At 63.4% G+C, this 8,591-nt stretch carries 6 protein-coding genes and 1 pseudogene; 4 read left to right on the top strand and 3 right to left on the bottom strand.

Annotated elements, in window-relative coordinates:
• Positions 1–659, bottom strand: a pseudogene (locus tag A2J01_RS37040) (hypothetical protein); the annotation flags it as partial.
• Positions 660–677: 18 nt separating this feature from the next.
• Between A2J01_RS37040 and A2J01_RS25250 the strand changes: the two are divergent.
• Entirely contained in the window at positions 678–1,265 is a 588-nt protein-coding gene (locus A2J01_RS25250; RefSeq protein WP_064113839.1) for a DinB family protein, read from the top strand.
• 1 nt (position 1,266) lies between these two features.
• On the opposite strand, the gene A2J01_RS25245 is transcribed toward A2J01_RS25250, so the two are convergent.
• Entirely contained in the window at positions 1,267–2,829 is a 1,563-nt protein-coding gene (locus tag A2J01_RS25245) for a YfcC family protein (RefSeq protein WP_050657054.1), read from the bottom strand.
• A complete protein-coding gene (locus A2J01_RS25240; RefSeq protein ID WP_082900958.1) occupies positions 2,826–4,202 on the bottom strand; it encodes a M20/M25/M40 family metallo-hydrolase in 1,377 nt (458 codons plus the stop codon). The genes A2J01_RS25245 and A2J01_RS25240 overlap by 4 nt, the downstream gene beginning before the upstream one ends.
• A 150-nt stretch (positions 4,203–4,352) precedes the next feature.
• On the opposite strand from A2J01_RS25240, the gene A2J01_RS25235 reads away from it, so the two are divergent.
• The 3 genes from A2J01_RS25235 to A2J01_RS25225 all read left to right on the top strand — a co-directional run.
• Positions 4,353–4,988: a TetR/AcrR family transcriptional regulator gene (locus A2J01_RS25235; protein WP_019746323.1), complete on the top strand. Its 636-nt coding sequence runs from the start codon at positions 4,353–4,355 to the stop codon at positions 4,986–4,988.
• Between the two features lie 25 nt (positions 4,989–5,013).
• The gene (locus A2J01_RS25230; RefSeq protein ID WP_007735929.1) at positions 5,014–6,711 is read left to right on the top strand and encodes an AMP-binding protein; all 1,698 of its coding nucleotides are present in this window, start codon (positions 5,014–5,016) and stop codon (positions 6,709–6,711) included.
• A partial coding sequence (locus tag A2J01_RS25225; RefSeq protein ID WP_156519402.1) for an acetyl/propionyl/methylcrotonyl-CoA carboxylase subunit alpha occupies positions 6,708–8,591 on the top strand: 1,884 nt, incomplete at its 3' end. The genes A2J01_RS25230 and A2J01_RS25225, both read left to right, overlap by 4 nt.

Raw genomic sequence — 8,591 nt, 5'->3', positions numbered from 1 at the left:
ACGACGCTTCCGACCACACCCGAGAGTGCATACAGCGCAAGGTAAGGCAGTCGATCTTCCTTGGCGTCCCACTGGAAGAGGCGAATGAATGCCAGGTACGCCAAGCCCATTCCGAGGCTCAGCCCCAGCCGAAAAGCGATCGACCGAGGCTTACCACTCACCACGTGCCGTGCTTCCTCACGGATCCGTGAGCCGAGATCCTGCACGTGCCGGACGACGGGGTTGCCCGAGTTCAGCGGGACGTAACCACGGATCGCGGCGGCGACGGTATCGGTGTCACCGGCATCGAGCGCGGCGACGCGTGCTTCGAGAACCGCAAGGTGGGCGGCGCGCAAGGCTATCCGTGCGGTGGTCACCGCGGCGACGGCGTCGGCCTCGGCCTGCGCGGCGGTGCCGATGCCGGCGTCAGCGGGCAGTGGCGGCTGCAACGTCGTGATCAGTTCGAGTTGGCGCGCCATGTGCGGCGACGGTGACAACCCGCTGTACGACGGTCGGCTCAGCGCTGATCGTTCGTCGTCGAGCGAATCACGGACGGCCGCGGCAGCCTTGCGGACGGCTGCCGGGTTGTGCCAGCGCACCGACCGGGCGTCACGCTCGGCGGCGACGGCCCGGGAGGCAACCTCGGTCAGATCCTCGACCGCTGTCAATGTCTGCTCCACTCGGTTTAGGTTGGTTTCATGACCACCAACTCGGAAAAGGAAGATCTCCAGCGGTACCTGCAGGCAGCACGTGATGCGCTCGTCTGGAAGCTCGACGGGCTGTCGGAGTATGACATTCGGCGCCCGATGACCCGGACAGGGACCAACTTGTTGGGTCTGGTCAAACACATGATCGGCGTCGAGCTCGGGTATTTCGGTCCGACGTTCGGCCGTCGGGTTCCCGATCTCCCCGCGTGGTTGCGTTCGGAGGAACTCAACGTCGACATGTGGGCCCGCGCCGACGAGTCCACTGCCGACATCGTCGAAACCTATCGCCGCACCTGGGCTTTCGCCGACGCCACGATCGAGGAGCACGATCTGGACGCCCCCGGCTTCGTGAAGCACTGGCCGGAGGATCGTCGCGACGTCACACTGCACCGGATACTCGTTCACGTTGTCACCGAGAGCCATCGGCACGCCGGCCACGCGGACATCGTGCGGGAGCTGATCGACGGCGCCGCTGGGATGAAGGCGGGCGACAACAATCTGGCTCCCGGCGATGAGGCGTGGTGGGCCGAGTACACCGACCGTCTGGAGACGGCGGCACGCGAGGCCCACCACGCTTGAACTACTCGAATACCGCTGCCGCGCCGATCACCACGACAACGATCACGAAGTTGATCAGTAGCAGTGGCCAGACGAAGCGCAGGAACTTGTCGTAGCCGACCTTCGCCATGGCCAACCCGCCGACAACGACGACGTTGGTCGGGGCAACCATCAGCATCAGGCCGTGGCCCATCTGGAAGGCGGTGATGACGAGTGCTCGGCTGACTCCGGCAAAGTCGCCCAGCGGCGCGAGCAGCGGCATCGCCAGGGTGGCGTGACCGGAACTGGACGGGATCAGGAACGCCAGCGGGATGTTGACGAGCATCACCAGGATCGCGAAGACCCCCGCCGAAGCGCCGCTGACCAATTGCTCCATCGCGTTGAGGATGGTGTCGAGGGTTTCGGTGTTGGTCATGATCACCGAGACGCCGCGAGCGAGCAGGATGACGATCGCCGGTCCGACCATGTCGCCGGCTCCACGCGTGATCAGGGAGACGATCTTCTTCTCACCCATCTTCGCGACTATGCCGACGAGAACGGCGGCGAGGATGAACAGCATCGCCAATTGCGGGAACCACCAGTTCAACTCGAACCAGTAGGGCTCGGTTGCCGTGACGTGGTACGCGTCGTACTCGGCCGGACCGGTGGTGGCGCCGAAGATGCTCGACCACGGGATGACGGAGAAGATCATCAGTCCGAAGGTGAGTCCGGTGATGAGCAGTACCAGCTTCTGAGTTCCGGTGAGCTTGCCGTCGATGTCCACCGGCTCGGCCGGCTCTTCGTCTTCGTCGTCCGCGATGTCGAAACCGACAAGCGACTTGGACGGATCCTTCTTCACCTTTGCGGCGTAGCGGAGAACGAATACCACTGCCACAGCGGTCAATACGATCCACAGGATCACGCGCAGCACGATGCCGTCACCGATGGAGACGCCTGCCTCACCGGAGGCGACGCCGATCGAGAACGGATTGACGGTCGACGCCATGTTTCCGACCAGAGCGCCGAGGATGATCATGGTGGCCGCGACCATGCGGTCGTAGCCCAGTGCCGTCATCAGCGGGATGAGCAGGGCGTAGAAGCCGAACGTCTCGACCGAGAAGCCCATCGTCGAACCGAGCAGCGAGAACAGCACCATGATGACGGTGATGAGCAACCAGCCCTTGTCACTGAGCTTGGTAGCGAGTTGGGAGACAGCGGTTTCGAGACTGCGGGTGGCAAAGCTGACCGAGATGAACGCACCGAGCGCCATGATGAAGAGGACTACGCCGACGGAACCGAAGAGCCGTCCGATGTTGTCGGTGTCGACGAACCCGGTGATCGAATCCTGGACGCCGTAGAGGCCGTTGACGGGGGAGAGGATCAGTTGCTGGATTCGTTCCCAGAACGACAGCGGAGACGTGACGGTTTCGAAGCTGCCGGGAACGGGTGAGCCGTCCACGTCGACGCCGAAGCGTCCGGCCGGAATGAACAGTGCCGCAATCCATACCAGGACGGTGACGATCGCGAGCATCGTGACCGCGCCGGGGAACTCGAACTTCTTCTTGGCCGGAGTAGGTGCGGACCCCGTGTCGGTTTCGGTGCTCATTTCTTCCCCTCGAAGGTGTCGGCGTACTCCTGGAAGAACAGTGCTTTGGCGACGACGGCCTTCTCGAGCTCGTCGAGCAGGACGCGTTCGTTGGGGCCGTGGATGTTCGCGTAACCGTCGGTGGCGCCGAACAACAGCTTCTCGGCGGTGGGCACTGCTGTATCCAAGGCCATCACGAGGGGGATCGAGCCGCCGCCTGCCATCAGCCCGGCCGGCTCACCCCACGACTGCGATAATGCAGACAATGCCGCGTCGAAGGCCGGTCCACCTTCGGCTGCCGCAAACCCGTCGCCGGTTTCTCCCGCGGTGACAGTCAGTTGTAAACCGAAGGGGCGCAGGGCTTCCAGGTGCCGGACCAGAGCAGCCTGCGCCTCGATGGCAGGTTGGCGCGGGTGTACGCGCAGATTGATCACGGCGCGGGCAGTGCTTGCGACGGCGTTGACCGCACCGTCCACAGGGGGAGCGTCGATGCCCGTCACGGTGATGGCCGGGCCCGACCAGATGCGTTCGCCGATGCCGCCGGTTCCGAGCAGCGGAAGCCCGTCTTGGATCTCGGCGAGGGTGCGGAACTCGTCCTCGGTGTATGAACTGCCGGTCCACGGTTCGCGCAGGAGGCCGTCGATCGCCACGTCACCGTTGTCGTCGTGCAGCGACGCCAGTGCGCGGATGAGCGCGAGGCGGGCGTCCGGTGCGGCGCCGCCGTAGAGGCCGTTGTGCTTGTCGGCTCCGAGAGTGGTGAGTTCGACGATCACCTGGGCCGATCCGCGCAGTGCGACGGTCAGGGTCGGTGATCCGGGTCGAACGCTCCCGACGTCGGCGATGACCATTGCGTCGGCCGCAAACAATTCGGGGGCTTCCGGCGGATAGTTGTCGAAGGGGCTGCCGAATTCTTCCTGGCCTTCGATGACGAGCTTGACCGTCACCGGCGGCTTTCCGTCGAAGACGCGAAGCGCGCCGATCATGCCGATGACGTTTGCCTTCGAATCTGCCGTACCGCGGCCGTAAATCGCGCCGTCACGCTTGCTCGGTTCGAAAGGCGGTGAATCCCAGAGTTCGACGTCGTCGGCGGGAACGACGTCGTAATGCGAATACATCAATACGGTCGGGGCTCCCTCTGGACCGGGAACTGTTGCAATGATGACGGGCGCAGTTTTACCTGTTATTTCGAGTTTCTCTATCTTCGTGACCCCGGACTTCTCCAGTAGAGAAACAATCAGGTCGTGAGCCTCGAACAGGGGCTCGCTGGGGAAACCTTCTGTTGCTATCGACGGAATACGAACAAGTTCGACGAGTTCCGACTCCAGTGCCGGCATCAAAGCTGCAACTGTTTCCTTGATTGTGGAATAGGAGGGCGCGGCGGATTCTTCCGGCACGGAATTGACTCCTTCTGGGAAAGGCGAAAAACATTAGAGGCAGAGTCTTACACCCGATATGCGGGGTGTGAAAGGGTGACCCGAACAAAAAGCCGAAGTGGGGTGTCGGGCCCGCGATTCTTGACATTGACGTCAACGTCAACACACACTGTGACGGTGACCACCAGCGAAACGCAGGAGCGAGCGCGGACAGCCCGCAAACTCGGCGACGGTCCACGCCGTGCCGGACTGCTCGACACCGCTGCCCTCTGCTTCGGCGAACTCGGATACGACGCCGTGACGGTCGAGACGATCACGACCAGGGCTGATGTGTCCCGGGCGACCTTCTACGCGTACTTCTCGTCGAAGGACGAGGTCTTCCGCGCCGTCGCCGAAATGATGTGCCGACGCTTCCTCGACGCTCAGCACATGGAGGGCCCGGCGGCCGAGGATCTACGCGAAGTTCTCCGAACGACCACGTCGGCGTTCATCACGGCCGTGTACACCTACGGTGACCTGCTCGCGGTGATCGAGCATCGGGCGCGGGTGGATTCCGAGGTCGAGCGCAGTTGGTCGGCGGTTCGCGAAAAGCTCGTGAGCCGCTACGTCCGCTTTGTCGAACGGATTCGACAGGTTCACGACGTAGATCCCTGTGTTTCGCCCCCGGTGCTCGTTCAGATGATCTCGGACGCACAGATGGCCGGTGGAGCACGACTGAGTAAGGCGAGTGTCGAAGAGCAGAACCAGTTCATTGCAGATATGACGACGATGTCCGAGCGGTTGATCGGGTTCGAAGAGTCGAAATAGATTTCTTTTACGAATGGAGTGATCGGTGGCAGAACAAGACGTGCTCGAAGCGGCTCTGGCGGAGATCTCTGCGCTGCAACAAGCGCATTGGCCCGCCGGCATTCCCCGCGCCGTCGAGTATCCGCTCGAAGGTGGGGGACTTGTCGATTACTTGCGGCATTGGGCGATCGAGCGGCCGGATACTCCTGCCATCGTCTTCTACGGCCGGGTCATCACGTATTCCGAATACGACGAGCTTTCGGATCGTTTTGCCGGATGGCTGCTGTCACTCGGAGTCGAACGCGGCGATCGCGTCGGCGTTCACCTGGTCAATTGCCCTCAGTTCCATATCGCGATGCTCGGCATTCTCAAGGTCGGTGCGGTTCACGTGCCGATCAATCCACTCTTCCGTGAACATGAATTGATTCACGAACTCAACGATGCCGGCGTCAAGGTCCTACTGACGCAGAACACCTTCTCGAAGTTGGTGAAGAAGGTTCGCTCACAGACTCCACTCGAACACGTCGCGAAGACTGCAGTGTCGGACATGCTGACGGCGATCCCGACCGTCGAACTGCCCTTCGAGGTCGACGATCCGCGCCTGAGCGACTGGCAGTCGATCATCACCAGTGAGCGGGCGACTCCTGTCGCCACCGAACTCGATTCCCTCGCCGCCCTGAACTACACGGGCGGAACGACGGGAATGCCCAAGGGCTGTGAGCACACTCAGCGCCACATGGTTTACACCGCGGCCACCGCGACGCTTGCGGGCGGTGACCAGGTGGGTGCCAATCCGCCGGTGTCCCTGGTGTTTCTGCCGATCTTCTGGATCGCAGGTGAGGACTTCGGCATCCTGGTTCCGCTCGTCAACGGCGGAACCGTGGTCCTGCTGAATCGTTGGGATGCGGAGACCACGCTCGACGCTGTCGAGGCTTACGGCGTGACCTCGCTGGTCGGAACTGTCGACAATTACGTCGAACTGATGGACACGCCAGGATTCGCGGAGCGAAATCTCTCGACACTCCAGAACGTCATGGCAGTTTCGTTCGTTCTCAAACTCGATCCGGCCACGCGCCAGCGGTGGCGCGAGGCTACAGGCGGCGTTCTGCGCGAAGCGAGCTACGGCATGACCGAAACCCACACCGCGGACACGATCACCCTCGGCTTCCAGGACGGCGACTACGACCTGAAAAGCGAGCCGGTGTTCTGCGGAATTCCGGTGCCCGGCACCGACGTTCTGATCGTCGATCACGACGGCAGGCCGGTGCCCGTCGGCGAGCACGGGCAGATCATCGTGCGCAGCCCATCCATCCTTTCCGCGTACTACCGCAACGAGGCGGCCACCGCCGACGCCATCCGTGACGGCTGGCTGCAGACCGGTGACGTCGGAAAGTTCAGTGAGCGTGGCGGTTTGCACTATTTGGCGCGGAACAAGGAAATGATCAAGACCAACGGCATGAGTGTCTTTCCCTCCGAGGTGGAAGCGCTGCTCATGCTGCACCCGGCGATCGAAAAGGCTGCGGTGGTGCCGAAACCGGACCCGGACAAGGGGCAGGTGGCTTTTGCGTTTGTCCAACTGGTCGAGGGTTCCGACACTGCGGCCGACGAGATCGTCTCGTGGGCGAAGGAGAACATGGCCACGTACAAGGTGCCCGAAGTGGAAGTGCTCGAGGCGCTTCCGATGACAGCGACAGGAAAGGTGCGCAAGGGCGATCTGTTCGAGCGCACTCAGGGGGACAAGTGAGACTGCTGATTGCGAACCGCGGCGAAATTGCGCTGCGGATCATTCGAACTGCCCGTGAACTCGGGATCGAGACGGTGTCGGTGTACGCCGAGGACGACGCGTCCAGTCCGCACGTCGCGGCGGCCACGGAGTCGGTGCCGCTCGGAGCGTCGGGCGCATCCGCGTACCTGGATCAGAGCGCACTGCTGAAGATCGCGGCCGAAACGGGCGCCACGCACGTGCACCCGGGCTACGGATTCCTCAGTGAGAATGCCGAATTCGCGCAGGCGTGCACAGAGGCGGGCATCGTCTTCGTCGGCCCGGACGCCCAGGTTCTCCGGACTTTCGGCGACAAGGCCAGTGCCCGCACCGCGGCGGTCGACTCAGGAGTGCCGGTCCTGCCGTCGACATCGGCGAACGCCGACCTCGACGAGGTGCGTGAATTCTTCGAGCGCAACTCCCGCGGCATCATGATCAAGGCGCTCAGCGGCGGCGGTGGCCGCGGCATGCGCGCGGTGCGTGACCCGAAAGCACTCGACGACGCGTACCGTGTGTGTGCGGCCGAAGCCCAGTCGGGATTCGGCAGTTCGGCACTGTTCGCCGAGGTACTCAGTGAGCACGCTCGGCACATCGAAGTGCAGATCGTGGCGGCACCGGGGCAAGGTGGAACCCACGCGCTCGCTCTGGGTGACCGCGATTGCAGCGTCCAACGTCGCCATCAGAAGTTGATCGAGGTTGCGCCCGCGCAGGGGCTGTCGGGGGCCCTGCGCGAGCGTCTTCACGCTGCGGCGGCGAGGCTGTGCGCCGAGGTCGGCTACCGCGGCATCGCGACGGTCGAGTTCCTCGTCGAGGAACGCGGCTTCGTCTTCCTCGAGGTCAATCCCCGAATTCAGGTGGAGCACACGGTGACCGAGGAGGTCACCGGAGTCGACCTCGTCGCCGTGCAGCTCGCGATCGCGGACGGAGTTCCGTTCGAGAACCTGGACCTGCCAACAGGGATCATCGCTGTCGAGAAGGGCTTGGAGACAGTCGGATCCGTGGCAAACGCTTCGGGAATCGCGATCCAGACCCGCGTCAACATGGAAACCATGACGCCGGACGGCAATGCGTTGCCCTCGTCGGGCACGCTCGACAACTTCACTCCTCCGGGCGGGCCCGGCGTGCGAGTGGACACCTTCGGTACGGTCGGACTCTCGCCGAGTGCGCGTTACGATTCGCTCTTGGCGAAGGTGATCACCCACACGCGTCGAGCGGATTTCCCTGCCGCGGTGCGCAAGTCGATTGCTGCTCTCAGTGAGTTCGCCATCGACGGTGTAGCGACCAACCTCGAATTTCTGCAGGCAATACTGTCGGACAAGGACTTCCGCGACGGCCTGGTCGACGTCGACTGGTTGGGTTCTCGATTGGCGGACCTCGTTCCCGAAGCGGACCCACAAACACCCTCCGCGAGTGTTGACATCGCGCCGGACGAGGACGTGGTCCGTGCACAGATGGCAGGAATCGTCGTCGAACTTGCCGCAGTCGGTGACGGCGTCCATGCGGGTGGCCAGGTTGCCGTCCTCGAAGCGATGAAAATGCAGCATGTTCTCTCGGCGCCCGGTGACCTCGAAGTCGTCCGGGTCCTGTCGTCACCGGGCAGGTCGGTGAGTGCGGGCGAACCGTTGCTCGTCGTCCGTAGCGCGAGCGCGGGATCGAAGCTCGCCGAGGTCGACGAGGTGGACCTCGACGACGTGCGTCCCGACCTCGCCGAAATCATCGCTCGCCACGAGGTGACCCTGGACGCGGCGCGGCCCGCGGCAGTGGCGAAACGCCACAAGCTGGGGCGGCGGACTGCTCGCGAGAACGTCTACGACCTGGTCGACGACGACAGCCTGGTCGAGTACGGCGCTCTCGCGCTGGCA

The sequence above is a fragment of the Rhodococcus sp. EPR-134 genome (assembly GCF_001647205.1).
Lineage (GTDB): Bacteria > Actinomycetota > Actinomycetes > Mycobacteriales > Mycobacteriaceae > Rhodococcus_F > Rhodococcus_F qingshengii.
This window is presented reverse-complemented; position numbering and strand designations above follow the sequence as displayed.